The organism is Candidatus Nitrosotenuis aquarius (assembly GCF_002787055.1).
Lineage (GTDB): Archaea > Thermoproteota > Nitrososphaeria > Nitrososphaerales > Nitrosopumilaceae > Nitrosotenuis > Nitrosotenuis aquarius.
Genome location: NZ_CP024808.1, coordinates 1,546,039 through 1,571,695 on the forward strand (window position 1 = coordinate 1,546,039; position 25,657 = coordinate 1,571,695).

At 45.1% G+C, this 25,657-nt stretch carries 29 protein-coding genes and 1 tRNA gene; 22 read left to right on the forward strand and 8 right to left on the reverse strand.

Going from position 1 to position 25,657, the window contains the following annotated elements:
* Positions 1–77: 77 nt before the first annotated feature.
* Positions 78–290, forward strand: coding sequence for a hypothetical protein (locus NAQ_RS08965; protein WP_100183195.1), 213 nt, complete (start codon positions 78–80; stop codon positions 288–290).
* A gap of 139 nt (positions 291–429) precedes the next feature.
* On the forward strand, positions 430–732 hold the full coding sequence (locus NAQ_RS08970) for an ATP-binding protein (RefSeq protein WP_048194556.1): 303 nt from the start codon (positions 430–432) through the stop codon (positions 730–732).
* A gap of 16 nt (positions 733–748) precedes the next feature.
* On the opposite strand, the gene tgtA is transcribed toward NAQ_RS08970, so the two are convergent.
* Both tgtA and NAQ_RS08980 read right to left on the reverse strand, forming a co-directional pair.
* Positions 749–2,251, reverse strand: coding sequence for a tRNA guanosine(15) transglycosylase TgtA (gene tgtA, locus NAQ_RS08975; protein ID WP_100183196.1), 1,503 nt, complete (start codon positions 2,249–2,251; stop codon positions 749–751).
* 4 nt (positions 2,252–2,255) lie between these two features.
* Positions 2,256–2,810 carry an adenylate kinase family protein gene (locus tag NAQ_RS08980; RefSeq protein WP_100183197.1) on the reverse strand — a complete coding sequence of 185 codons (555 nt, stop codon included), beginning with the start codon at positions 2,808–2,810 and terminating at the stop codon, positions 2,256–2,258.
* Positions 2,811–2,883: 73 nt separating this feature from the next.
* Between NAQ_RS08980 and NAQ_RS08985 the strand changes: the two genes are divergently transcribed.
* Entirely contained in the window at positions 2,884–4,077 is a 1,194-nt protein-coding gene (locus NAQ_RS08985) for a redox-regulated ATPase YchF (RefSeq protein ID WP_100183198.1), read from the forward strand.
* Between the two features lies 1 nt (position 4,078).
* On the forward strand, positions 4,079–5,059 hold the full coding sequence (kae1, locus tag NAQ_RS08990) for a KEOPS complex N(6)-L-threonylcarbamoyladenine synthase Kae1 (protein WP_100183199.1): 981 nt from the start codon (positions 4,079–4,081) through the stop codon (positions 5,057–5,059).
* Here the strand turns inward: kae1 and NAQ_RS08995 are convergent.
* From NAQ_RS08995 to NAQ_RS09005, 3 genes are all read right to left on the reverse strand, one after another.
* Positions 5,053–5,379, reverse strand: a complete 327-nt coding sequence (locus NAQ_RS08995; protein WP_100183200.1) for a hypothetical protein — start codon at positions 5,377–5,379, stop codon at positions 5,053–5,055. The two genes, kae1 and NAQ_RS08995, sit on opposite strands and share 7 nt — an antisense overlap.
* A 57-nt stretch (positions 5,380–5,436) precedes the next feature.
* Positions 5,437–6,198, reverse strand: a complete 762-nt coding sequence (locus NAQ_RS09000; RefSeq protein ID WP_100183201.1) for a hypothetical protein — start codon at positions 6,196–6,198, stop codon at positions 5,437–5,439.
* A 61-nt stretch (positions 6,199–6,259) separates the two neighbouring features.
* A complete protein-coding gene (locus NAQ_RS09005; RefSeq protein ID WP_100183202.1) occupies positions 6,260–7,060 on the reverse strand; it encodes an inositol monophosphatase family protein in 801 nt (266 codons plus the stop codon).
* Between the two features lie 78 nt (positions 7,061–7,138).
* Here NAQ_RS09005 and NAQ_RS09010 point away from each other — a divergent pair, with 78 nt between their 5' ends.
* The 7 genes from NAQ_RS09010 (at position 7,139) to NAQ_RS09040 (ending at position 13,718) form a co-directional block, all read left to right on the forward strand.
* On the forward strand, positions 7,139–8,254 hold the full coding sequence (locus NAQ_RS09010; protein WP_100183203.1) for a hypothetical protein: 1,116 nt from the start codon (positions 7,139–7,141) through the stop codon (positions 8,252–8,254).
* Between the two features lie 9 nt (positions 8,255–8,263).
* A complete protein-coding gene (locus NAQ_RS09015) occupies positions 8,264–9,421 on the forward strand; it encodes an AAA family ATPase (protein WP_100183549.1) in 1,158 nt (385 codons plus the stop codon).
* Positions 9,418–9,741, forward strand: coding sequence for a hypothetical protein (locus tag NAQ_RS09020; protein ID WP_100183204.1), 324 nt, complete (start codon positions 9,418–9,420; stop codon positions 9,739–9,741). Before NAQ_RS09015 ends, NAQ_RS09020 begins: the two co-directional genes overlap by 4 nt.
* Before the next feature lie 20 nt (positions 9,742–9,761).
* On the forward strand, positions 9,762–10,067 hold the full coding sequence (locus tag NAQ_RS09025; protein ID WP_100183205.1) for a hypothetical protein: 306 nt from the start codon (positions 9,762–9,764) through the stop codon (positions 10,065–10,067).
* Between the two features lie 90 nt (positions 10,068–10,157).
* Positions 10,158–11,705: an acyl-CoA carboxylase subunit beta gene (locus NAQ_RS09030; RefSeq protein ID WP_100183206.1), complete on the forward strand. Its 1,548-nt coding sequence runs from the start codon at positions 10,158–10,160 to the stop codon at positions 11,703–11,705.
* Between the two features lie 4 nt (positions 11,706–11,709).
* Complete coding sequence (locus NAQ_RS09035; RefSeq protein ID WP_100183207.1) at positions 11,710–13,203, forward strand: acetyl-CoA carboxylase biotin carboxylase subunit; 1,494 nt, start codon at positions 11,710–11,712, stop codon at positions 13,201–13,203.
* A 2-nt stretch (positions 13,204–13,205) separates the two neighbouring features.
* Complete coding sequence (locus NAQ_RS09040; RefSeq protein WP_100183208.1) at positions 13,206–13,718, forward strand: acyl-CoA carboxylase biotin carboxyl carrier protein subunit; 513 nt, start codon at positions 13,206–13,208, stop codon at positions 13,716–13,718.
* Between the two features lie 10 nt (positions 13,719–13,728).
* Here the strand turns inward: NAQ_RS09040 and NAQ_RS09045 are convergent, their stop codons facing one another.
* Entirely contained in the window at positions 13,729–14,199 is a 471-nt protein-coding gene (locus NAQ_RS09045; RefSeq protein ID WP_100183209.1) for a redoxin domain-containing protein, read from the reverse strand.
* 157 nt (positions 14,200–14,356) lie between these two features.
* On the opposite strand from NAQ_RS09045, the gene NAQ_RS09050 reads away from it, so the two are divergent.
* Genes NAQ_RS09050 through NAQ_RS09100 form a run of 11 tightly spaced genes read left to right on the forward strand, consistent with a single transcriptional unit; the run spans position 14,357 to position 24,685 of the window.
* The gene (locus tag NAQ_RS09050; RefSeq protein WP_100183210.1) at positions 14,357–14,689 is read left to right on the forward strand and encodes an NADH-quinone oxidoreductase subunit A; all 333 of its coding nucleotides are present in this window, start codon (positions 14,357–14,359) and stop codon (positions 14,687–14,689) included.
* A gap of 43 nt (positions 14,690–14,732) precedes the next feature.
* Positions 14,733–15,248, forward strand: coding sequence for an NADH-quinone oxidoreductase subunit B (locus NAQ_RS09055; RefSeq protein WP_100183211.1), 516 nt, complete (start codon positions 14,733–14,735; stop codon positions 15,246–15,248).
* 6 nt (positions 15,249–15,254) lie between these two features.
* The gene (locus NAQ_RS09060) at positions 15,255–15,800 is read left to right on the forward strand and encodes an NADH-quinone oxidoreductase subunit C (RefSeq protein ID WP_100183212.1); all 546 of its coding nucleotides are present in this window, start codon (positions 15,255–15,257) and stop codon (positions 15,798–15,800) included.
* A gap of 1 nt (position 15,801) precedes the next feature.
* Complete coding sequence (locus NAQ_RS09065) at positions 15,802–16,935, forward strand: NADH-quinone oxidoreductase subunit D (RefSeq protein ID WP_100183213.1); 1,134 nt, start codon at positions 15,802–15,804, stop codon at positions 16,933–16,935.
* A gap of 1 nt (position 16,936) precedes the next feature.
* Complete coding sequence (nuoH, locus tag NAQ_RS09070; RefSeq protein ID WP_100183214.1) at positions 16,937–18,238, forward strand: NADH-quinone oxidoreductase subunit NuoH; 1,302 nt, start codon at positions 16,937–16,939, stop codon at positions 18,236–18,238.
* Complete coding sequence (locus NAQ_RS09075; protein WP_100183215.1) at positions 18,238–18,738, forward strand: 4Fe-4S binding protein; 501 nt, start codon at positions 18,238–18,240, stop codon at positions 18,736–18,738. Before nuoH ends, NAQ_RS09075 begins: the two co-directional genes overlap by 1 nt.
* The gene (locus NAQ_RS09080) at positions 18,731–19,243 is read left to right on the forward strand and encodes an NADH-quinone oxidoreductase subunit J family protein (RefSeq protein ID WP_100183216.1); all 513 of its coding nucleotides are present in this window, start codon (positions 18,731–18,733) and stop codon (positions 19,241–19,243) included. Before NAQ_RS09075 ends, NAQ_RS09080 begins: the two co-directional genes overlap by 8 nt.
* Positions 19,224–19,529 carry an NADH-quinone oxidoreductase subunit NuoK gene (nuoK, locus tag NAQ_RS09085; protein WP_100183217.1) on the forward strand — a complete coding sequence of 102 codons (306 nt, stop codon included), beginning with the start codon at positions 19,224–19,226 and terminating at the stop codon, positions 19,527–19,529. Before NAQ_RS09080 ends, nuoK begins: the two co-directional genes overlap by 20 nt.
* Positions 19,529–21,097 carry a complex I subunit 4 family protein gene (locus NAQ_RS09090; RefSeq protein WP_100183218.1) on the forward strand — a complete coding sequence of 523 codons (1,569 nt, stop codon included), beginning with the start codon at positions 19,529–19,531 and terminating at the stop codon, positions 21,095–21,097. The genes nuoK and NAQ_RS09090 overlap by 1 nt, the downstream gene beginning before the upstream one ends.
* Positions 21,097–23,187, forward strand: coding sequence for an NADH-quinone oxidoreductase subunit 5 family protein (locus NAQ_RS09095; protein ID WP_245871608.1), 2,091 nt, complete (start codon positions 21,097–21,099; stop codon positions 23,185–23,187). Before NAQ_RS09090 ends, NAQ_RS09095 begins: the two co-directional genes overlap by 1 nt.
* Before the next feature lie 10 nt (positions 23,188–23,197).
* On the forward strand, positions 23,198–24,685 hold the full coding sequence (locus NAQ_RS09100; protein ID WP_100183219.1) for an NADH-quinone oxidoreductase subunit N: 1,488 nt from the start codon (positions 23,198–23,200) through the stop codon (positions 24,683–24,685).
* Here NAQ_RS09100 and NAQ_RS09105 read toward each other — a convergent pair.
* Both NAQ_RS09105 and NAQ_RS09110 read right to left on the reverse strand, forming a co-directional pair.
* Positions 24,669–25,520 (reverse strand): polyprenyl synthetase family protein, encoded by an 852-nt coding sequence (locus NAQ_RS09105; RefSeq protein WP_100183220.1) that lies wholly within the window; start codon positions 25,518–25,520, stop codon positions 24,669–24,671. The two genes, NAQ_RS09100 and NAQ_RS09105, sit on opposite strands and share 17 nt — an antisense overlap.
* A 49-nt stretch (positions 25,521–25,569) precedes the next feature.
* Positions 25,570–25,645: transfer RNA gene (locus NAQ_RS09110), tRNA-Glu, on the reverse strand.
* Between the last annotated feature and the right edge of the window lie 12 nt (positions 25,646–25,657).

The following is a 25,657-nucleotide window of genomic DNA, read 5'->3' on the forward strand; positions in this document are numbered from 1 at the left end:
TCACAAGATCGACCGATCGTTGCGCTAATAATGTAATCTTCAAAAGCTTTAATTAGTCAAACCTAAGATCCTCTTTCATGGGTAGAACTTTTGACCAATGGTGGAGTTCAATTCCTGCAGACCTACGCAACAAAGTTCGCGCAGGCGATGAAGGAAACAAACCACTGTTAAACCAAATTAATTGGGTTTGGGTAAAAAATCTGATGGACAAAAGAGCTGACTTGAATCCAAGCGCAGCTGAATTGCTAGATTGGGTAACAAGCGGCCAAATCGACGCAATGCGAAAGTAAAAACCATCTGTATACCTTTTTTATATTTTGAAAATTTTTTGTTTATTTGATCGCGCACGCCGATCAAAAAATAACGCTGTTGAATATTTCAATCATGGTTTAAATAGTTAGCAGAGACAAATTACATCAAGTGAAATAAATGCCAATAGCAATACTTCCAGACGTTGACGAACAAAGATGTATTGGCTGCGCACTATGCGTAGAAATCTGTACATCTCTTGGCCCAGACGTACTCCGAGTAAAACCAGTCGAAGGCTGGAAAAGAGGTAAGGCATTTGTCTTTTACCCAGAAAGATGCATCTCCGACGGAGCATGCATCGGCGTTTGCCCAACAAAGGCAATCTTCTGGATGAGACCAATGAACTACACAGCTGGACAACCAGTTCCTCTACACAAGAACGGAGTTTTCGTAAAAGGCTGGGCAGAAGACGCAGGTCTTTAGACCGCTTTCTTTCTTTTTACTTTTTTATTTGTCTAGTTTTGACTGATTTTGGTATTTTTTGGGATTTTAGGAAGTCGTTCTTCTCTAGATGTATCTTCTCAAACTTGTTGTTCTGTAAAAAAATCTTCCAGGTCTTTGAGAATTCTGTAAACTCTTCTGGCTTTGCGTTGGTATTTGCCATTACATAGTGCGCTGCCGGATACAGGTCAGAGATTTCCAGTGGTATTAGCCCCAGATATGGGTTGAACTGGCAAAACTGGACCTTCTCATCCTTGTATTTTTTCTTGATTTTGGAGTAATCTCCTGAAAGATAGAATGGCTTGTCTGTCGTGTCTCTTAGAATTACGAGTTCCTTTTTGTCGGTCTTAAAAGCCCGGACTGTTTTGTGATATGATAGAATCTCTGGCCTGAACTGGTCTTCTGGAGTATACAGGAATAATGCCCTGTCCTTGAATTTTGGTGTGGTTTTTGCCAAAAACTCGGAATTTGCAGTAAAGACATCCAGTGTTTCGTAGAGTTTTGGGTGAGCCTTTATCTTTTTGACGACATATTCCCAGAGCCTGCCTTCGTGGATTGCCTCCTTGGTCCTGTCCACCTCGGACTTGATAGCATATAGGTTGTGCAGGGCAATCTGGGGGATTCTCTCGTCTGCTGGTAGTTCTGAGAGTGACTTTGGGGTATATTTTGTGCAGACCTCGCAGTTGCATGCAAAATACTGCATTTCGGTGAGGTGGTTTGTTCTGTCGTCTGAGATGTACCTGTCGTGCTTGGCATAAAGCATGTAGGATGCCGAGTCAAACGTGTCATAGCCCAAGGCAATTGCAATAGGTATTGTAAGTGGATGGCCTGCGCCAAACAAGTGAAGCGGTATTGAATCCGGAATTAGCTTTTTTGCTTCAAGAATTATTTTTGCCAAGAGGCCATACTCGTATGACTCCATTACCTCAACTGGACTGCCAAAAGCAAGCATCTGGTATCCCTGTGATAGTAAGGTGCTAGTTGATCTTCGAACCAAGTCCAGATGTTCTGCTCCCTGGATTGGGCCAATCCAGATCTGGCCGTTTTCTTTTTTGTCCTTGATTGTTTTCTCTGTTACTGCTAATGTATGGTCGACATAGTCCTTTGCCTTTTTCTTTGGCAGGCCGTATCCTGTGGGCTTGTCCAGAGGTATTGCAATATCTGTCATTATTTTTTGCTCATAGTCTGCCATATTTTCTGGCGTGACGTCTACTTGGCCGTACTCGAGTACTTGGTATCCACCAGAGTCCGTCATGATGCTGCCGTCGAATTTTATTATATCATGGATGCCACGTCTTGCAGCTTCATCACCCCAGCGCTTCATTGTGATGTATGCATTTGTAATAACAAGATCAAAACCCATCTGTCTTAGCTTCGATGGCGGAATGCTTTGCTTTACTGGGTGAATCACCGGGACAAATGCAGGGGTTTCTACTTTGCCGTGGTTTGTCCGCAGTATAGCTATTCTTGCTGCAAGGTCTGTCTTTAGAATTTCAAACATGGGATCACTTTTTGTTTGGGAAAAACTTGGCCAGGTCTCCTTTGCGTGCGACTACATCCAGCCAGTCTACCTTGTCTCCTTTGGATTTGCGCCGTGTGATCAAGCCTATCTTTGATATGATTTGGCTTGGGGATAAATTGGTAGCATTGATTTGAAATGTTTTTTTGATGCCAAAGTTTGCAATTGAATCGTATTCTATTATGCCTAGGATTTCACTTCCTACGTTTTCGATGATTTTCTTTTGAGTGTATTTTCTTTTTTTGTAAACTGGGATTAGCTTGTATGGGTTTTTTCGCAGAATTATTGCAGTGCTTACCTGTGTTTTGTCCAAAACATATGGCGCTAGGTGTCCCGCTACGACGCTGTTCTTTTTTGCCATCTTTTTTACCAGCCTTGCCAGCTTTTTTACGTCAACGTCTAGTGTAGAGCCAGATTTTTCGTAGATTTTGTTTTGTATTGCGACTTGGTTTAGGTCCAGTACTGGCAGGTCTAGTTTTTGCGCTAGTTTTTCTGTGACTGTGTGTTTGCCTACACCTGGGTTGCCAGTAATTACTAACATGTAGGGGCTAGTTTTGCTCCACATTAAACAATTTCTGCAATCCTAATAAGAAGTGGTGATTTTTTTGTCTTTGATGTTTATTGGTCTTTTAGGCAAGGCAAATGTGGGAAAATCCACATTCTTTTCTGCAGCAACTGAAACCGCAGTGCCAATTGGGAATTATCCGTTTACTACAATAGAGCCAAACGTTGGCGTGACATATGTCAAGACAAAATGTGCATGCAAGCATTTTGGCATTGCACACCAAAACCCAATGTGCCTGGATGGTGTGCGACTGGTTCCTGTCAAAATCATTGATGTTGCAGGATTGGTTCCTGGAGCACATGAGGGCAAGGGTCTAGGCAACAGATTCCTAGATGATGCGCGACAGGCAGACGTTCTGATTCATGTTGTGGATATTGCTGGCACAACAGACATCCAGGGCCAGCCAGTTCCTGCGGGAACGCACAATCCTCTAGAAGACGTGGAATTTGTTGAAAACGAGTTCAACCAGTGGTTTAAGCAAATCTTGATGCGGGAATGGCAAAAATTACTAAAAGAAATTCTGCAAAAAACAGCAACGCTGGTGGAGGGAATAACTAGAAGGTTTTCTGGCCTGGGAATCAAGGACTATCAAGTATCTGACATGCTAAAGGAGACTGGGCTTGCTGCAAAAAAACCAACAGAGTGGAGTGAAGACGACATTTTGCAATTTGTGACTAGATTGCGCAAAAAAACAAAACCCGTACTAATTGCGGCAAACAAGGCGGATTTGTGCAAGGATTTATCCATAATTGAGAAAATCAAAAAGGAAAACCACGTGGTAACGTGCAGCGCTGAATCTGAACTGTTGCTCAGAAAAGCAAGCAAGGCAAATCTGATAAAATATGTGCCGGGGGACTCGTCATTTACAATATCAAACGAATCCACGATAAATCCGCAGCAAAAGCAGGCACTGGATCTGGTAAAATCCGTGATGGCAAAAATCCAGACAACCGGCGTTCAATCGGCAATCAATTATGCTGTGTTTGATGTTCTCAAGTTCATCACCGTATACCCAGTAGAAGACGAGACCAAGCTCTCAAACAAGGACGGCGTCATACTGCCTGATGCAAGACTACTGCCTGTCGGTTCTACTGCAAAAGAGCTGGCAGGCACCATTCATGCAGATCTGGCAAAGGGATTTTTGCACGCAATTGACGCAAAGACAAAGCAGCGAATCAGCGGTGATCACATCCTCAAGGACGGGGATGTAATCAAAATAATATCTAGCATGAGTCGTGGATAGAATGCTTTGTTTGGGAATAGAAAGCACCGCACACACATTTTCATGCGCTATAGTGGAAAAGAAAAACGGCAAGGGAAAAATTCTTTCTGATGTTCGCAAAATCTATCGGCCCCCAGACGGGCAGGGAATCCATCCGCGCGAAGCCTCGCGGCACCACATTGAGCACAGTGCCGGCGTTTTATCAGAATGCATGCAACAGGCAAATTTGTCCATAAAAGACATTGACATTATCTCATATTCAGCTGGGCCTGGCCTTGGACCGTGCCTGCGAGTGTCTGGCGTAATAGCTAGGACAATATCGTCGTATCACAAAATTCCCATCTATCCTGTCAATCACGCAATAGGGCACATTGAGCTGGGCAAAATGCTCACGGGTGCAAAGGATCCTCTGGTGTTGCTAGTGTCAGGAGGACACACAATGCTTGCGGCATTCAAGCACAAAAAATGGAGAATATTTGGAGAGACACTTGACATAACACTAGGACAGCTGCTTGATCAGTTTGGGCGATCGCTTGGATTTGCATCACCATGCGGAAAAAAAATTGAAGAGCTTGCGCAAGAATCTGATAACTATGTTGAACTGCCATATGTTGTAAAAGGAAACGACGTGTCGTTTTCTGGACTAATGTCTGCGGCAAAAAGAATCTCAAAAAACAAGCAAGACGCGTGCTATTCCCTGCAGGAGACGGCGTTTGCAATGATTGGCGAGGCTGCAGAGAGAGCACTGTCGTTTACAGAAAAAAAGGAATTGCTAGTAGTTGGCGGTGTTGCGGCAAACAAGAGGCTCTCGCAAATATTTCGGCAAATCTGTGCAAGACAAAAGGCAAAGTTCTTTGTCTCACCCCTGCAGTATTCCGGCGATTGCGGCTCACAAATTGCCTGGACTGGATTATTAGAGGCGACTGCAAAAAAGGGCGCAAAAATTCAGGACACATTTGTCAGACAATCCTGGAGACTAGACACAGTGCAAATTGATTACTGAGACTTTGCCTGCTCGATTGCCTTTTTGATGTCTTTTTCCCAGCCGCCCGTGCTAAAGACGCCGAACTTGAAGGTTTTTTCTCCGTCTGCTGTCTTGCCAGTAATGCAGATCTTTTTTATGAATAGGCCTTCCTTCCAGACCTTTTGAATATCGCCTAGGGGGATATCCATGATTGTCTCCTCTATGCGCTTGGTAAAATCGGCAATTCTTCCGCGAGTCTTGTCAAAGGCAACTCGCTTGTTTGTTAATGTGAGAATTCCTGGACCTAGACTGTCTTCGCTGCAGTCTTCTTGCTTTAGCCGCTTTTCTGACTCGTCCATGTGGAATTTTCTTTTGGTGATTATATAAAAATTAAAGAAAATAGAATTTAGGAAATTCTATTGGTATTGCTGCTTTAGCTTGGTCTTTTTCTTGCCTTTGGCCACTTGGGGCTTTTTCTTTGACTTTTCCTCTTTCTTTTCTTCCTTCTTTTCCTCGGATTTTTCTACCTTGGCCGGAGTCTTCTTTTCGACTTTCTTTTCTGTCATTTTCTGCTCTTTGACTTTTTCCATGCTTTTTTCGTCCACTTGGATTGCGTCCATCAGGATGCTCTTTCTTGAGCTTCTAGAGTCGTCCCAGGCTTCAAGTATGATTGAGGATTTCTGTACTGGCTGTGCAAACTCGAATGTAAACTCGATTACTGTTGTAAACGAATCAATTGAGGTTGCGGTGTACTTGACGTTGGATAATAGTTTGTCAAAATCCAGCACGTCTAGCTTTTGAGTTCCATCAAAGTTTTGCATAAATGCAATTCTTGCCTTTTGGGTTTGGTCCCGCTCGCCCTTGTAGTCGGCAACTGCAAATGATGCGTATCGCAATGCCGAAGTTCCGCTATTTTCGTATACTGTCATCTTTACGGTTACTGGCTGGCCTACAATTAGCATCTGGGTTGGAATTGTTTGTGCAAATCCTGCAATGTCAAATGACTGGCCGTTGATTACCAGTCCTTTTTCTACTAGCTTTCTTCCATCGTCTAGTGAGCCTAGTGTCGGTGCCTCACAGTCGCCGTCGCACTTTGAGTTTTCTGCAAACGATTCCTGCGCGGCAACTGAGCTTACCAAGATTGCCGCAAGAAGAGCCGCAAATACTGGTTTGTTCATAGAGAGTATTATCATACAGTTATGCTATAAGTCTAGTTCCAAATCTGCTCTGGCTTTGAGCCTAGAGTTTTAGCTGTCTTGTGATCTCTGATAGAATTTGCTTGTTTGCAGCAGCAATAAATGAGAGCCTTGTCTCATAGGAGAGATCAGAGTCTAGCGGCTTGAGTTTTGTGTCCAGTATGGTTCCGCCGGCTTCTTTTGATATGATGTATCCAGCTGCCATGTCTGTGACTCGGATTTTGTCTCGAAGGTCGATATACACATCAATTAGGCCGCGCGCAAAAAGAGCAAGCTCTAGTGCGTTTGCACCCAGGTGCCTAGAGTGATTGGAGTTCTCAAAGATTGGCTGGATTTTTTTTACTAGCTTGGGTTTTGCTCCAGAGACGTTGATTCCGACAATTTTGTAGACTGGGATCTGCTTGTGGACTGTGATTTTTTTCTTGTTGAGGTATGCGCCTTTTCCCTTTGTTGCCCAATACATGTCACCATTGGATAGGTCAGTTACTACTCCGTCTGTGATGGAGCTGAGCTTGTCCTTTGGAGCAAATGCAAGCGAGCAGCAAAAAAATGGAATTCCGCGCACTGCGTTTGCCGAGCCATCAATTGCATCCATTATCACAAATCCTTTTGGATTTTTTGATAACTCTACACGGCCGCACTCTTCGCCTAGGACTGTACAATCAAACTTTACTTTTTTTAGATAATTCAGAACTGTCTTTTCTGCGACAATGTCTATTTTTCTAGAAATGTCTCCGCCCTTGCCTACTCCGTGGTCTTCTGCAGCTGCCTTTGTTCCTGCTAGATCTTTTACATTTTGGTACACTAGCTTGGATGCGTTGCGCAAAACCTCGATTGGCTGCATAATACTTGGGAAAATTTTTCGTAATTTAATCTAAGAAATCTTGAAAGGCTAAATAACTAGGTGGAAAGCTAATCACTGATGAGCAGCAAGGACCAGTCTGTAGTGTCCAAAGAGGCACTAATGTCCACAAAATCCGGCAAGCAGATAATCAAGCAAGGGTTGTTCAAGTCAAAGGGGTTCAAGCTGTTCAACCAGTACAAGGAAGAGGCAGAATCCGAATTTCCAAAATTTGCGCAGAGATTTGCAGATGACTTGTTGCGTGAGATAAAAAATGATGCCTCTCCGGCATCCACACAAAAGGCGTTTGCGCAAGAGGTGGGCTCTGAAGAAATAATACTGCAGGATTCGCAGATTCCTGAAATCAAATCCAAGCTTGAAAATCCAGAGATCCTCAAGGACAGGGTTTTGCGCATTTTAAATTCCAATTTTGTAAAAATGACACTGCCGGTGTTTTGCGCTCTGTATGATGCGGCAGCTGAATACACTCACACAAAATCTGCGCAAATGCGACAGGACCTAGTTGACGGACATATCATAGCAATTGATCTTTCAGAGCCAATGGACAGAATAGTCGACAAGGACGAGGATTTGGAATATCTGGATGACTACAAGCTCATGAATCCGTATATTTTGAAGCTTGCCCGGGACAAAATAGCAAAAGGGGGCGAGGAAGTATTACGGGAATTCGAGGAAGGATTTCGCGATGCAAGACTAGGCCAATACATTGACACCAAACTCAAAAGCACGCCGACAAAAATTACCGAAGAGCAGATGAACCAATGCTACAAGAAATACCGAGCAGTAATGGGAACTGCCGGACGCAACATGGCACTATCCAAGAATCCGCTGGGCGAGATATTCTATTTGGGAATGGCACGTGCTGCAGAAGGAGTTGGATGCGGAAATGAAATCGAGGACTCGATTAAAAACAAGTTCGTCAAGGTCCCGTCATGGCCACTATACTATTCATTGCTGACAAATGACGTCAAAAAGGGCTTTGAATATACAATGAAGAAAAGCGAGCTGTATCTATCCGATGCAAGACTTGCACTGGAGTTGCTCCCAAAGGAATTTTCGCACACGGAATTTTTGGAGTTTTTGTTTTTGACTGTAGAGCACTACAACCAATACTGGTATAATCAGCTGGACAAGGCGAACCTGTGGTCGGAATTTTCCGCAAAACTTCCGCGGTGATAAGCCATGATGTGGTCTGAAAAGCATAGGCCAAAGAAAATCATCGACATGGTTGGAAACGAGGAATCTCGCAAGGCCTTTGTCGAGTGGCTTACAAAATGGAAGGTAGGCGCAAAGCCAATTCTGCTTGTGGGCCCGCCAGGAATAGGAAAGACAACGCTTGCGCATTTAGCTGCCAAGGAATTTGGATATGATCTAATAGGAATGAATGCAAGCGATGTTCGCAACAAGTCCAACATTGAGGACTTGTTATCGCCATTGCTTGGAAGCACTAGCTTGCTTGGACAGCCAATGATATTTGTCGACGAAGTGGATGGAATTCATGGCAGGTCTGACTTTGGGGGAGTCGAAGCACTGATCAAAATTCTCAAAGAGCCAACAATTCCAATAATCCTTGCAGCAAACTCTGATGATTCTGACAAAATGAAGAACATCAAAAAAACCGCAAAGACCGTCTACTTCAAGCCGGTTCCGCCGCGGCTGCTCGGAATGTACCTGAACAAGGTCCTCAAAGAAGAGGGAGCAAAACTCTCGCCTGGAACCGTAATCAAAATAATTGTGGACTGCAAGGGAGACATCCGCTCATTATTGAACATGGCGCAGGCCCAGCTTGGCGGATTTGATGTAATGACTGAAAAATCATTTGAGGCACTGGACGTGGAAGCAGGCATCAATGCATTTTTCAAGGCAAAAACACTCCAAGAGGCTCAAAGCGTTTTGTATTCTCTGCGAATTGATCCGCGAGAAAAAATCAACGCGTTCTATTCTAGTATGGTGACTAGCAACATTCCAAACCGGGACATGGCTCGACTATTGGATGTGATATCTGAGGCAGATGTACTGTATGGCAAAATAATGAGAACGCAGGAATGGCGCCTGCTTCGATATCTGGATAATATTTTGCTGAAATTATATTCCGAGGGCATGCCGGTGCAATACTCGCAATACAATTTGTCGTGGCCGCTTTTGAACAAACTGAGATGGGACGGCAAGGTAATCAAATCGCTTGGTGCAAATCTTGCGCAGCGATTCCATGTCTCCACCAGTACGATTGCGACGCATTATCTGCCGTACATTTTGTTTTGCATCAAAAACAAAAAGCTGGAACTCGAAGTCAACCCTGAATATTCCGAGGTAATCCAAAAGGAGATTGAGCTGATAAAGTGAGCTGGCGCAAAATCCCAATGAAGTTCCCTGGAACTTGTATCGTGTGCAACCAGAAAATCGAGGTAAGCGAGATTGGCCTGTGGGCAAAGGGGCTTGGGGTCAAGCACGAAAAATGCGCAGAAAAAGAGGTAAAGGAGCTAAAATGCATCATATGCGGAGGCCCTGCAGGATGCGCAAAGTGCGAGTTTGCGGACGACTGCGATCGAAACATGGTATCGGAATTGTGTGTGTGCAAAAAGTGCGGCGACTCGAAGGAATCGTTTTTGGATTATCAAAATGCCGTAAAAAAGAACTATTCCCTGCTAAATCTTAAAATTTAAGCGCAAAAGAGAACCATACATTGACTGACACCCAGATCGAGACAAAAAAAGAAGAGATCACGTACCAGATTCCTCCGTATAATCCTCAGTACATACTGAGCCCCGAATTCAAGGGAACATCAAACTATGAGATGGGTGTGGGTGATATGGTAAAGCAAAAGGCAGAGGAGCTGGAAAGGCTGCGAGTGGACCCAGAGGCAACCCCTGGCCAAATCAAGCAGGCAGAAGAAGACCTCAAAAAACTAGAGACACTATACGAAAATTACAACATCGGCATGAATGTCTTTAGAACTGCCAAGGGCGGCAGGGACAAAATCCGGGAATAATTTTCGCAAAGCGCGATCAGGCATTTTCTATACCATTACGATCTAAAATTAATATAGAGTTCAGCGCGGTCAGTTGTTGCGGGGTCTGGCATGCACACTGACAAGATTGAAAAATTTCTAGAAAAGCAAAAGACAGCACTTGCAAGCGGCGGCCAGGACAAAATAAAGGCTCAGCATGAAAAGGGAAAACTCACCGCCCGAGAGAGAATCCATCTTTTGCTGGATGAAGGAAGCTTTACGGAAATTGATGCGCTAACAACTCACCATTATTACGAATATGACATGCAGAAAAAGAAATTCTTTACCGACGGTGTCGTCACTGGATATGGCACCATCAATGGCAGGCAGGTCTTTGTCTTTGCGTATGATTTTACTGTTCTTGGCGGCACACTGTCCCAGATGGGTGCCAAAAAAATTACAAAACTAATGGACCATGCCGTGCGAACCGGCTGTCCGATTATAGGAATTGCTGACTCTGGCGGTGCAAGAATCCAGGAAGGAATATTGAGCCTTGATGGATTTGCAGATATTTTTTATCACAATGAGCTTGCATCTGGCGTTGTCCCGCAGATCACTGCAAGCATTGGGCCTTCTGCTGGCGGTGCGGTATATTCTCCTGCGATGACTGACTTTGTCATAATGGTGGAAAAGGCAGGAACAATGTACGTGACAGGTCCCGAAGTGGTAAAGACTGTTCTTGGCGAGGAAGTATCGTTTGAGGATCTTGGAGGCGCAATGGCACACGGAACAAAGTCTGGCGTTGCTCACTTTGTCGCAAAAAATGAATACGATTGTTTTGATAAAATCAAGACCCTGCTTTCATACATTCCATCAAACAACACCGAAGAAGCGCCACACGTTGTAACCGACGACGATCCGAACAGAACAGATCACAACTTGATAAACAAAATTCCTGAAAACTCGCTTCAGCCATATGACATGAAGGAGATAATTCTCTCCGTTGTGGACAACAACCAGTTATTTGAGGTCCATGAGTTATTTGCGCAAAACGTAATTGTTGGATTTGCAAGACTGAACGGCAGAACTGTGGGTATTGTGGCAAACCAGCCAATGTATCTGGCAGGAGCACTAGACATAGATTCTTCAAACAAGGCTGCGCGATTCATTAGATACTGCGATGCGTTTAACATTCCAATTATCACGTTTGTGGACACACCTGGCTACATGCCTGGAACCAATCAGGAACACAACGGAATAATCCGTCATGGAAGCAAGCTTCTCTATGCGTACTGCGAGGCCACAGTTCCAAAAATCACACTAGTAATTGGCAAAGCATATGGCGGAGCATACATTGCCATGGGAAGCAAAAACCTTCGAACCGACATTAACTATGCGTGGCCGACTGCACAGATTGCCGTGCTTGGATCAGAGGCCGCAGTAAAAATCATGAACAAAAAAGACCTTGACAATGCCAAAAACCCAGAGGAGCTCAAAAAACAATTAACAGCTGAATTTAACGAAAAGTTTGCAAACCCGTACGTTGCTGCATCAACAGGATCTGTGGATGCGGTAATTGACCCTGCCCAGACAAGACCAATGCTGATAAAGGCACTGGAAATGCTTGCAAACAAGCGAGACAAACAACTTCCTCGAAAACATGGAAACATAAACCTGTGATACTATGATAAAAAAAGTTCTAATCGCAAACAGGGGAGAAATAGCACTGCGCGTCATTCGAACATGCAAGGCACTAGGACTCAAGACAGTTGCGGTATATTCTGATGAAGATTACAACTCACTCCATGTCAAAAAGGCGGACGAGGCATTCCATATTGGAAAAGCAGCTCCTCGAGAGAGCTACCTGAATCAGGAAAAAATCCTTGATGCGATATTAAAGTCCGGCTCTGATGCAGTTCACCCAGGATATGGATTCTTATCAGAAAACTCTGACTTTGCACAACTATGTGAGGACAACAAGATCAACTTCATTGGACCGTCAGCTGCATCAATGGATCTCTGCGGTGATAAGATGCGTTGCAAGGCGGCAATGTTCAAGGCAAAGGTGCCGACAGTTCCGGGCAGTCCGGACCTAGTCAAGGACGTCGAGGAGGCACTGGACATTGCAAATGAAATTGGATATCCAGTTTTGCTAAAATCAGTATATGGTGGAGGAGGAAGAGGAATCAGACTGGTCCACAACGACAAGGAACTCAGGGAAGCATACGAGACAGTAACGGGAGAATCAATTGCGGCATTTGGAAAATCTGCAATTCTAGTTGAGAAATTCCTAGAAAAAATCAGGCACATTGAATATCAGATGGCGCGAGACAAGCACGGAAACGCAGTACACATCTTTGAGAGAGAGTGCTCAATTCAGCGACGCAACCAAAAACTAATCGAGCAGACACCATCACCAGTAGTTGATCAAAAGACCCGAGACAGAGTAGGCGAGCTTGTGGTAAAAGCAGCAGAGGCAGTAGATTACACAAACCTTGGCACTGCCGAATTCCTCCGAGCAGACAATGGCGATTTCTATTTCATTGAAATAAACGCAAGGCTCCAAGTAGAGCACCCAATCACGGAGCTGGTCTCTGGCTTGGACTTGGTAAAGCTGCAACTAGACATTGCAAACGGCGAGCCGTTGCCGTTTAAGCAAAAAGACCTGCACATGAATGGCTATGCGATTGAATGCAGAATCAACGCAGAGGACACATTCTTGGACTTTGCGCCATCGACGGGCCCAATTCCTGATGTTACCATACCGTCTGGTCCTGGCGTTAGATGTGACACATATCTGTATCCGGGATGCACAGTTTCTCCGTTCTATGATTCACTGATGGCAAAACTCATCACGTGGGGCCAAACATTTGAGGAATCACGAGTTCGAATGATAAACGCACTAAACGACTTTTACATCCAGGGAGTAGAGACATCCATACCGCTATACAAGACCATACTAAAAACAGAGGAATACAAAAAGGGAAATCTTTCCACTGACTTTTTGAAGCGATATGGAATAATCGACAGACTAGTACAAGACATCAAAGAAGGCCAAAAGCAAAAGCAAGACGCCGCAATTGCGGGAGCCATTATGCACTCTGAATTCTTTAGAAGTAAAGTAAAATCATCGAATGCTCCAAGCCCACGCTGGAAGAGCCACATGGATGGAAGATAATCATGGAATACAAAATAGCGGACATTGAGGCGGCATTTGAGGGCCAAATCCTGCAAAAGACAGGCGAATCTGATTACACCATCAAAATAAACGACAAGCAGCACACACTAAAAATTCTAAAAATGAACACGAGAGGAATAGAATTTGTCCTCGATTCCCACGTCCACACTGTCAAGTATCTGGACGCCGGAACTGCACACATGAAGATGGTGGTGGATGGTACTCCATTTGCGGTAAACATGCATCACTCTCTAAACGAGATTGTCTACAAGAACTCTGGCGGGGGAGACTCGGGCGACGCACAGACGGCACTGCACAGCCAAATTCCGGGCAAAGTAGTCTCTGTTAATGTAAGCGAGGGCGACAGCGTCAAAAAGGGAGACGTCGTCTGCGTTTTGGAATCAATGAAGATGCAGGTATCCATAAAATCGCACAAGGACGGCACCATCAAGAAAATCAAGGTAAAGCCCGCTGCATCTGTTGCAAAAAACGATATCCTGGCAGAAATAGAATAAAAGAAAAAATTTACTTTCCTTTCTTGAGGAAATCAATTATCTCTTGGTAGTTTGGCTCCACCAGTGGATTATCAGAGACCCACTTGTATGATACCGTGCCGTTCTCATCCACTACGAAGATAGAGCGCTTTGCCGCATCGTATCCCTTTACGTGTAGTAGGTCTGGCATTAGTATGTCATAGTCCCGAATTGTCTTTGACTTGTAGTCTCCAAGTATTGGATAGTTGAAATGGAATTTTTCTGCAAACGCCTTGTTTGCAAACGGGCCGTCATTTGAGATTCCAATTACTTGGGCGCCAAGCGCAGAGATCTCGCCCCACCTGTCCCGGAATGTACACATTTCATTGGTGCATACGGGGGAGCTTGCGGCAACAAAAAATGACAGAACCACTTTTTTGCCCTTAAACTCGGAGAGCTTTCTCATTTTTAGATCGGTGTCTACCAGCTCAAACTCTGGAGCCTTTTCGCCGACATTTACCATAAATAAAAAATTCCAAATGCGATATATCAATGATGTCAAGATTAATTTCTGATCGCAAAAATTCGTTCAATTTTTTACATAGCTTTTTATATTATCAACCGGGTGTCAAGCTGATTTGGTTGGGGAATATGCGGCTAGCTATAGTCATGTTCTTCTGATGTTTGGCTTTGCCATCATGGCTGTAGGTCCTGCACTTTTGATATCGCGTATGATTTCGCCTAGACGACTCAGCAATCCAGTCAAGTTCCTCCCAATGGAAGCAGGCCAAGTCCCCAAGGGAGAGGGAAGAACCCACTTTATGATGCAGTATTACGCCTACGTTCTGATGTTTGTAGTATTTGATGTGATGGCAATATTCCTGTATGCGTGGGGCAGCTCGCTTTTGAATCTGCCCAAGACTGCGACTTTGCCAATAATTGCATTTTTGGGAATAATGTTTGCAGCAATGGCTTTTGCTTTGTACCAATCAAAGAGGAGAAACATTTGGTAAGTCTTAATATTACTTTGACGCAAAAATCAGCTGAGGGATCAAATTGCTAAAGGATCTACTTACACCACAAAACGCAAACGTCTTTGTAGGCAAGCTAGGCGATGTCCTAGTCAAAGCAGTTGATCAACCCCTAGGATACGCCATTAACTGGAGTAGACTCTGGTCTTTGTGGCCAGTGCACATTGAGACTGCGTGTTGCAGTGTTGAATTTGGTGCCGCATCCAGCCCAAGATATGATGTAGAGCGATTTGGAATCATCGAGGCGTTCGGATCGCTACGACAATGTGATCTTGTGGTAGTACAGGGAACCATCACTAGAAAGATGGCACCAAGACTAAGACTAGTCTATGACCAAATGCCCGAGCCCAAGTATGTAATTGCTATGGGAGCTTGCGCAATCACCGGCGGACTGTACTTTGATTCGTACAACGTCTTGCCTGGAATTGATGGAATTTTACCAGTAGATGTGTACGTGCCAGGTTGCCCTCCAAGACCTGAGACCCTAATTCAGGGATGCATGTTACTACAAGAGAAAATCAAGAGGCTAAAGGCCAGGTAATGCTAAATGAGCGCACAAGAAACAAAACCAGTAGCACAACCAGAGCCAGTAAAGGAGCTCCCCAAGTTTGAAAAATCAATAGCAGACAAGATTGAAAAAAAGTTTGGCTCCAAGGCAAAAATAGAGTTTGTAAAAGAGAACAGAATCCGCATCAAAGTATCAAAAGAAGACATACTGGATGTGGCAAAATTCCTTCGCGATGAGATGCACTATGACCATGCCGAGTCCGTCACAGGCGTTGACTATCCAGACGAAAAGGAAATCGAAGTAGTTTATCATTTAGGCTCTTACACGGACGCAGAACTTGCAAAGCAGGTTCTGACCCTGGCAACTAGGGCTCCAAGAGAGGACAATCCAAATCCGGGATCCGATAATACCAAACTTCCAAGCCTCAGGGACATTTTCTACAGTGTGGAATTTCATGAGCGCGAATGCTTTGAGATGCTTGGCGTTTACTTTGATGGTCATCCAGATAATCGCAGATTACTTCTCCCAGAAGACTGGGCGGACTTGCCACCAATGCGAAAAGACTTCAAGTTAAAGGGACGATAAAATGAGTACTTCACTGCCACCAGGCCTGCAAATGGAAAAAGTAGACGAGCGAATCATGACGCTCAACGTAGGACCACAGCACCCAGGATCTGGCCACATGAGAATCATTGTCAAAATTGACGGCGACTATATCGTTTCTGCAGATCCTGATCCTGGCTATGTGCACAGGGGAGAGGAGAAAATGGCTGAATACCGAAATTACATTCAAAACATCCCACACCTAGAGAGGCCGGTAATTCACGACTCTTGCAATGTATTATACCCGTACTGCCTTGGCGTTGAGGAATTATTAGGAATCGAGGTGCCAGAGCGCGCAAAATACCTGCGAGTGATTGCATCGGAGCTAAACAGATGCGTCTACATCCAATACTGGCTTGCAATCTATGGAATCTTTTTGGGCCACTCTACGATGTTCATGTGGCCTGCAGGTGACAGGGAACTCTACATCGACATGCTAGAAAAAATGACAGGGGCTCGCGTCACACACGCATACTTTGTACCTGGTGGAATTCGAAACGATGTTCCAGCAAACTTTGAGGACATGTTGCTAAAGAGAGTAAACTATTTTGAAAAACGCATCAAAGAATACGGCGCAATATTTTACGACAACCCAATTCTGATTTCAAGAACCCGTGACGCAGGAAAACTTTCTCGCGAGGACGCAATACGACTAGGAACAACCGGCTCTACATTGCGCGCAAGCGGTGTTGACTATGACCTGCGAGTAAAAGAGCCATATGATGCGTATGGAGAACTTGACATCAAGGTAAACACACTCAAGGAAGGAGATGCATATGCGCGCTCCAAGATTCCATGGCTTGACATGCTGGAATCCTGCAACATTATTCGCCAGGCGGTGCAGAAAATGCCAAAGTCGGGCTCTGTTCGAGTCAAGCTAAAGCCAAACCCAAAGGGTGGAAACGACGAAGTTTACAAGAGAGTAGAGTCTGGCCGTGGCTCACTGGGATGCTATATTGTGTCTAAAAGTCAGCCGGAGCCATACAGAGTAAAGATGAGCGTGGGCTCGTTTAGAAATCTCATTTGCATGCCATATTTGCTAAAAGGCGAAAAACTAGGAAACATGCCGGCAGTGTACTGGAGCTTAAACTATTGGCCAGTGGAGGCTGACAGATAAAATGTCTACAATTGCGCCAAAGTTTCGGCTAAGCTATTTCATAAAGTCTCTTACAGACAATGCGTTTTGGGCAATCACCCTGCTTACACTGATAGGACTGCCATTTGTCCAAGTGATACTATTCTATTTGGAGCTGCCAGTGATTGGAACAAGACTGCTTGACCCATATCTAGCACTGACAATTCTTGCAGACCCGTCAAGACAAATCCCACTGATAAAATCTCTGATGCAGACAGAGTTCTTTAGAATCGCTGCATTTCCTGGGTTTGGGTTTGCGGCATTGCTTGCGGCAGGAACCATTTTTGTTGAGAGAAAAATGCTTGCCAAGCTCCAACTTCGCGTCGGTCCGTTCTATTGCGGAAAAATAGAAGGAATTTTACAATTAATGAGTGACGGAATCAAACTGTTATCAAAGGAAATTATAATTCCGGCAAAAGCAGACAAGCCAATCTTTTGGGCGGCACCTGTCTTGTTTGTTGGGACGGCAGCTGCATTTGTATCGCTAATTCCTGCAGCTAGGGGCGGCTGGGTAGTAGCAGACGCCGATGTTGGATTGTTGGCAGTCTTTGCAATAATCGGATTCTTCCCAGTCATTACGGTATTATCTGCATGGTCCGCTAACAGCAAGTTCCCATTCATTGGAGGAATTCGCGCACTGCATCAAATGGTCTCATTTGAAATTCCACTAATTTTGTCGGTTTTGGGCGTAGTCATATTGACTGGAACCCTAAACCTGACTGAAATCGTAGAATCCCAGTACACGTTCTGGTGGATCATATTTTTGCCAATAGGCGCAATCGTGTTCTTTATAGCAATGCTGGCAGAACTGGAGCGAATTCCATTTGACCTGCCAGAAGCAGAAAGCGAAATTGTCGCAGGATGGCTAACAGAGTTTTCCGGCATGATGTATGGCTTGGTGCAACTGGGCTCGTACCTGAAGCTGTATGCATTTGCGGGGCTCTTTGTGGTGCTGTTCCTAGGGGGATGGAGCGGACCGAACATCTGGCCGCCATTCCCAGAAGAACTAGTCAAGGAAGGAATCCACATGGGACCGATCACTGCCAAGTTCCCAGGCCTGCCGCTGCTGGATCAGCAGATGCTCAATGATGTGTTGTGGTTTGTAGTCAAAGTAGTTGGCGTTATCTTTTTCATATTGCTGCCAAGAGGCGTATTCCCGAGAATCAGAATTGATCTGCTCTTGCACATTGGTTGGTACAAACTGATCGGCCTTGCATTCGTTAACATCTTTATAGCACTCGCCTTGGTTTACGCTGGGGTACTAGGTCCGGAGGGAATCTTGTAATGGGAACAGCAACTGGAATCATCAAAGCACTAAACTCTGGAATCAAGCACCTGGCAGTCAAGAGATTCACACTGCGATATCCTGAACAAAAGCTAAAGATGGTCGGCGATGGCTATCAGTATGATCCAAACACCGGCGTAGGCATTGCGGGCTACAAGGGGCGACACATGCTGTTCCATGACCACTGCACTGGATGCCAGCTGTGCTCTATTGCATGTGAAGGGGTAGCGGAGGCAATCGCAATGGTCAAGGTCCAAGAGGACTGGAAACAAAACAAAAAGGCAATCATGCCGCAAATCGACTATGGCAAGTGCGTCTTCTGTGGTTTGTGCGTGGACGCATGCCCGTTCTATGCGCTATACATGACTAACGACTATGAATTATCGTCATTTACTAAGGAGGGACTGATTTACACGCCAGCCCAGCTACAAGTAAAGCCAAACGTTGCACAAGACGTCGAGCTGAAATTTGACAACCCAAGAGGTGCCACACATGGCTGATGCAGTATTCCTTGGTCTGGCAGTAATCACAATTGGCTCTGCAATTGCCGCACTTGAGGTAAGATCACTAATCTATGGCTCTATTGCATTGATGGGAACACTTGGGGGAATTGCGGGATTCTTTTTGCTGCTGGACTCGCCGTTTGTAGCAATGTTCCAAATTGCAGTGTACATTGGCTCTATTGCAGTACTGATTCTGTTCACCGTGATGCTGGTACGACGACAATTAATTTTCATTAAAATCGAAGACAAGCGAAGACGCTATGCGGGCATAGGCCTGATGCTTTCGTTGATGATGGGCCTAGGCGCAGTCATACTGAGCTCTGGCATCAAGACTGTTACCACCGATGAGCCACCAGTTGACTTTAGATCAATTGGTGCTGACTTTTTGACGTATTACTGGCCCGCACTCATACTAATGGCATTCATCTTGGCTGCATCCGTAATAGGTGCGCTAACTTTGGCAAGAAGGGAGGATTTGACAAATGACCAACACAATGCTTGACTTTGTTATTGTATCAATTGCACTATTGGCAATTGGAATCTATGGGATCTCTGTCAAGCGAAACGCAATCCGTATGCTCTTTGCAGTAGAAATGATTGTAAATGCAGCAAACCTGAATCTGGTCGCCTTTGGCAGATTCCTGCCAAACAGCCAAGGCCAGACATTTGCGTTATTCTCAATTGCCATTGCCGCAGCCGAAGTGGCAGTGGGCCTTGCACTAATCATTGTAGCATATCGCATGTACAAGAATGTCGATATTGCAGAATTTAGGAGCCTGAAAGGGTAATGGAATACGCACTACTTCAGGCAGTCTTCCTGCCTTTGTTATTGTCACCGGTAGCCTACATTTTGGGCAGAAAAATGGGTCCAAACGCCGCAACTTGGTTTACCTTTGGACTGTTGTTGTATTGCACATTTCTGGTCATACAAGTATCGCTCTCTGGAAGCTATGAGGAGCACTATGTCTGGACCAAGCTCTTTGGAGAATTTGGATTCAAGCTGGACGGCCTTGCAATTCCGTTTGCAGTAATCATCTATGTACTAAGTACTGTGTTGGCGCTATACTCCAAGCCGTACATGTTGCACAAGTTCCATGAAATGTACGAAGAGCACGTCCACCACACTAACTCTGGCTCTGGACAGACAACTGCAATGGTAGAATCATCTGAGATGAACGACTATGTCAACAAGCAGTCTGGTCTGTACTTTGCACTGTATCTGGTATTTGCAATGGGCATGCTTGGTACAGTTCTTGCAACAAATCTCATCCAATTCTACATTTTCTTTGAGGTCATGCTGATTCCGGGTTTCTTCCTAGTTGCATTCTGGGGTGATGGACCAAGAAGAAGAATTTCCCTGATGTTCCTGTTCTGGACCCATGTCGGCGCAGTTGTGTTGTTGTTGGGATTTCTGACAATTGGATTATCCATTGGAAGCTTTGACTTTGCGGCAATATCGGAGGCAAAAATCCCGCAAGACGTTCTGATGCTTTCTGCAATTGCTATAGTACTTGGCCTTGCAGTCAAGCTTGCGGCCTTTATCTTCCACATTTGGCTGCCCTATGTCCACGGAGCAGCTCCTACACCAATTAGTGCACTGTTGTCTCCTGCAATGATCGGAATTGGTGCATATGGTCTTTTCAGATTGATTATCGAATTTTTGCCAAACACGTATGCAGAAATGGCAATCTGGCTCCACATCTGGGGTCTGATGACTATGATTTACGGTGGTGCAATGGCGCTAATGCAAGACGACATCAAGCGACTACTGGCATATTCCAGCGTAAGCCAGATGGGCTACATCCTCTTTGGAATTGGCTCGTATTCTACGCTGGGACTTGCGGGAGCAGAGTTCATGTATGTGACCCACGGCTTGGGCAAGGCACTCCTCTTCATGACTGCAGGCATACTCATCGTACAGTGTGGTACGCGAAGCATGACAAAACTTGGAGGCCTTGCAGGAAAAATGCCAATCACTGCAGTCTGTGCTGTAATTGGCGCACTGACAATTGCAGGCGTTCCGCCAACAAGCGGATTCATGGGAGAATGGACTTTGTTTGCCGGCGCACTAGACACGGCAGTAAAGGAAAACGCAGCAAGTGGCGCAACACTGCGATACATCGCATTTGGACTGGGACTAGTTGCTACAGTAATTACAATGTCTTACATGCTCTGGATGCTAAAGCGAGTGTTCTTTGGAAAAATGCCAGAGCACCTATCGCACGTAAAGGAGGCAAGCTGGTACATGACTGCGCCAATGATGGTGCTGGCTGGATTTACCATAGTTGTAGGAATATACCCAGACTTGTTCTTTGAGGACATCATCCCATACATGAAAGGAGTGCTTGGTGTATAATGGCAGACGCTAGCATGCTGAGCTTTTTGCCTGACTTTGCGCCAACAAGCGCATGGCTTGTCTGGATTTTGCCGTTCATTGCAGCTCTGATTATTCCGGCAGTCGGAAAAGCAACACAGCGTGGCACTGGATGGGTAGCAGTAGGATTTGCTCTGATGAGTGCAATTTCTGCTGCAACGCTATTGCCAGGTGCGCTAGAAGCACACGAAGTGCATGACCAGGTAAACTGGATCTCAACAATTGGAATCAAGGCAGGAGTTCTTGCTGACCCACTTGCAGTAATAATGGCAAACGTTGTTGGCTGGATTTCATTTTTGATCATGGTGTATAGTACTGGATACATGAAAGGCGACAAGGACATTACTCGTTTCTGGTTCTGGATGATGTTCTTTATTGGTTCGATGCAGATCATAGTATTGTCTGATAACCTGCTAATGATGTTCTTTGGATGGGAAGGCGTAGGACTTGCATCATACGCACTGATCTCGTTCTGGTATAGAGACAAACACAAGGACCATGTCGGCGTTCAGGGAAGAACCGTACTGGGATTGCAAGAGTATTATGCGCCAACACACGCAGGCATGAAGGCATTCATCATGACCAAGGTCGGCGACATCATGATGCTATCTGGCATGTTCTTGATTTTCGCATTTGCAGGCACATTTGGATTCAGAGAACTAATGCACGACACTGCATGGGCTAGCGCGATGCAAGCTCAGGGCTTGCTGGTACCAGCAGCTGTTTTGTTATTTGGCGGCGCAATCGGAAAATCCGCGCAATTCCCACTAAACGAATGGCTACTAGAAGCAATGACAGGCCCAACTGCGGTCTCTGCACTTATTCACGCAGCAACAATGGTAAAGGCAGGTGTGTTCTTGGTTGCAAGAATTGGACCGCTCTTCTTTGCTCTGGCAGCTGCTGGATTTGCAATGGACCAGTTCTTTGAGGTGATAGCTTGGGTTGGAGGAATCACCGCAATACTGTTAGCTACGCAAGGAATGGTAAACCCAGAAATAAAGAAAGTCCTGGCATACTCTACTGGCTCACAAATCGGTTACATGATGATGGCAATGGGCGTTGCTGGTCTATCACACCAATACGTTGATGGTTACACAGCAGGATTCTTCCATCTTATTTCACACGCAATGTTCAAGGCATCACTCTTCATGGCTGCTGGCTCGCTATTGCATGTGGTGGGATCCAGATTCATGACAGACATGGGCGGACTGCGAAAGCACATGAAAAAGACATATGCATTCATGTGGGCTGCAGGCCTGGGCCTGATGGGTGCTCCGTTCATCACGACTGGATTTTGGAGCAAGGATGCAATCTTTGCCGCAGTGTACGAGTCTGGCAACACCTGGGCAATGCCGCTATTTGCAATTGCCGTGCTGACTGCAGTCATCACTACTTTCTATACCACAAGAATGATTGGAATGGTCTTCTTTGGAGACAAGTCCAAGCACATTGAGCACATGGAAAAAGAAGGACACCACATCCACGAGGCAAGCCTCTCCATGTGGGTTCCATACGGAATTCTAGCGGTGCTGACAATTGGCATTGGTATAGTTGGATTGTCCGCAGAGCATGGCATCCACGAATTATTCACAGAATATCTGGGCCACACATTCCACATCGAGGCAGAACACGGCCCGGCACCAGATACTGAAGAAAGCATTTTACCGTCATTCCTGGAGGGAATTAATCCAGTTGCACTGATGGCATCGCTTGCAGCATTTGGAATTGGAATATCGCTTGGATATGTCTTCTATATTGGAAGATTTGTGGACCCAGTCAAGTTTGTAAACTCTAACATTTTCTTTTACGCAATTCACAAGACTTTGCTGAACAGATGGTACCTCAACGCAATGGTGTACTGGTGCTTTGTAGTGGCGCCACTGTGGCTGGCAAGAGGAATCTGGAGATACTTTGAGAAATATGCAATCGACTTGGGCCTCAACGTCGGCTTTGAAAAGTCCGTCGGCTGGAGCGCCAAAGTGGTGCAAAAGGCCCAGACAGGTGTGGCACAGTCTTATCTTTACGTATTTGGAGCGGGAATACTATTCGTAGTATTGTTCCTGTTCTTGTAGGGGATATACCATGATAGAAATCACATCAACTCCAATTGTCCTGATTGCAATACTGGGTACAATCGGCATGATTCTGCCGGTGATATCCGTAGTACGAAAGGAAAAGGGATCCAACTCGTTTTATGCGGCAATTGCATTTGGTGCACTGATAGCATCAATTGGCTATGTTGCATACGAGATAGTCTCAGGCCAGCTTCCACCGGCAGCGGTATTTTCTGCAGATGTTCTTGCAAATGACTCCTTTAGCGGACTATTTGCAATAGCAATGCTAATTGTAGCAATAATCACGACTGCAGGCTCGTTTAATTTCATGCGCGGACAAGCTCATCCGCCAGTCTACTATTCCCTGATACTGTTATCCACAATAGGAATGGTGCTTGTTGCATATTCTACTGACCTAGTGATGTTGTTTGTCGCATGGGAGCTAATGTCAATTCCGACATATGTCTTGGCTGGATTTATGAAAAAGAATCCAAGCTCAAACGAGGCTGCACTCAAGTACTTCCTCTTTGGAGCACTGTCCTCAGCTATAATCATTTACGGAATCTCAATAGTATATGGCCTGACTGGCTCGACAAACATTGGCGAAGTCATGACAGGCCTTGCAAATCTGGATCCATCAATGATGCCGCTTGCCCTCTTGGCAGTAGGTATGTTCATTGCAGGATTTGGATTCAAGATGGGCCTAGTCCCATTCCACATGTGGCTTCCAGACACCTATGAGGGTGCGCCCCCGACAATCACTGCTCTATTGGCAGCTGGAACCAAAAAGGCAGGATTTGCAGCCGCCCTTCGAGTAATCATAATGGGTACTATAGCATTGCAGCTAGACTGGACGTTTGCATTGGGTGTTATTGCAGTAATGACAATGACTGTAGGAAACATTGCAGCTATAATGCAAAAGAACATTTCACGTATGCTTGCATATTCCAGTATCGGACATGCAGGATACATTTTGATTGGCCTGGCAGTTGCTCCGTTTACGTCACTGGGAATACAAGGATCATTGTTCCATGTATTGAACCATTCTGTGATGAAGGGTGCCGCATTCATTGCAATTGCAGGCATTGTTACTACAATTGGTATAACAAATATCGATAAACTCAAGGGCTTGGGCAGAAAGATGCCAATCACATCGCTAGGTCTAGTCATATCACTATTAGCACTGGCTGGCGTTCCACCAACTGCCGGATTCTGGAGCAAGCTGATTCTCTTTGGCTCTGCACTAGAAACAGGACTTCCTGCGTGGGCTGGCTGGCTTGCAATAGCAGGCGTTCTCAACTCTGCATTGTCTCTGGCGTACTATGGTTGGATTATACGAAAGATGTACTTTGAGGGAGAAACTGAGAAAAAGATCAAGGAGCCAAAGGCAATCATTGGTGTTATGATATTTTCTATAATATTCCTGGTCGGAATAGGAGTCTATCCAGACCCAATTATAGAATTCACAAAGAATGCAGTACCAATACTGGATAATGCACTTATAATTTCAAAGTAGTAAGTCTTAGCAAATATTCCAAATGCGACTTTGCATCATTGTCTGGAATTATTCTAAGACTGGCCGTAGCTTTTCCTGCATAATCCTTTAGCATTTTTTCCATGTGATTGAAAATGTCACGCGGGTCCATACTTCGCTTTACTAGTAGATTAAACAGCTTGTCTTCGTTTTTCCAGTCGATTAGATCATCTCGGATTTGATATGCAATTCCGATGTTTCGTCCGTATTCCGATAGTGCAACAATTTGGTCCTCACTTCCACCGCCGATTATTGCGCCAAGCCTTGATGATACCTCAAATGCTGTTGCGGTTTTGTATTCTATTACTTTGAGATAGTCATCAAATGTAAGGTCCTGGCTTGTCTCTAGCATTGTCTCTAGGACCTCGCCTTCACTCATCAGCATTGCAGTGTTTGCCAGGTCTTTTGTGATTCTTGGGTTGTTTAGCCTAGATGAAATGTTAAGGATTAATCCCAGGACAAAATCGCCAGTCAGAATACTTGTGTTGTATCCGTATTTGATGTGAAACGGGTCCTTGTGCCTTCGCGACGTTTCATTGTCGATAATATCATCATGAATTACAGATTCTGTGTGTAAAAATTCCACTGCACAGCCTGCCGCAAATGCACGCTCATCCGCCTTGCCAACAGATTCTGCAGCCAGCAATAATATCAGGGGCCTGATTCTCTTTCCGCCTTCTATTGCGTACATGAGGGGCTGCATGAACTCTGACTTGGAATACAGTGATAATTCGGATTCTAGGGCGCTGTCTATTTTTTGTATATACTCTTTGTATGTGTCAAGTAATGGATTGATTTTCAGATTTTTTCGATCCAAAAAGCTACACTCGACCGATCTCTTCGCTTACAGTATTAATAGTTGTAGGTGCTCCCGCCGGGATTTGGACCCGGGATCTCCGCCTTGAAAGGGCGACATGCTTGACCGGACTACACCACAGGAGCCCGTTTGCATCG